General features: G+C 71.0%; 1 protein-coding gene. It reads left to right on the top strand.

Annotation, left to right across the window (positions count from 1 at the left end):
- The coding region (locus JCM25156_RS19785; RefSeq protein ID WP_025814520.1) for an aspartyl protease family protein at positions 1 to 606 on the top strand (606 nt) is incomplete at both ends.

The raw sequence follows: 606 nt of genomic DNA, 5'->3' as shown, positions 1-606 counted from the left end.
CGGGCGGGACCGCCCGGGCGGAGGAGGAGGCCGCGCGCCTGTGCAACCATGAACGCGTAGCCCAGGTGCCGCTGCGCGATGATGGGGGGTACCTGTCCATCGTCATCAGCATCGCGGGGTATGAACTGAGCGCGCTGGTCGATACGGGCTCGGATGGCGGGCTGCTGACACCGGACATGGTGGGCTACCTGCGCCTGCGGCTGGACCCGGACCATGAAACCATCGTTCACGGCACGGGCGGGGTGGCGCAGGCCACGCCCAACGCCATCGTGCCGGACCTGCGGGTGGGCGGCGTGGATTTTGGCGCGCGCTCCGTGCCGGTGGGGGAACTGCCGGGCAAGCCGATGATCCGCCCCCCCGTGGCGGGGCTGCTGGGCGGGGATATTCTGTCGCGCTTCGATCTGGACATGGATGTGCCCGGCGGCACGCTGACATTGTGGAACATCCGGCAGGGCGCGCTGGCCTGCGCGCCGCCGCCGGTATGGGACGGGCCGTACGAGACCCTGCCCCTGACCCGGCAGGACAACCGCTTCCTGCTTCAGGTCGGGCTGGATGGCAGGCCGGTCACGGCGCTGCTGGACAGCGGGGCGCGTTCCCGCATCGTCT

Source organism: Komagataeibacter kakiaceti JCM 25156, assembly GCF_000613305.1.
This window is presented reverse-complemented; position numbering and strand designations above follow the sequence as displayed.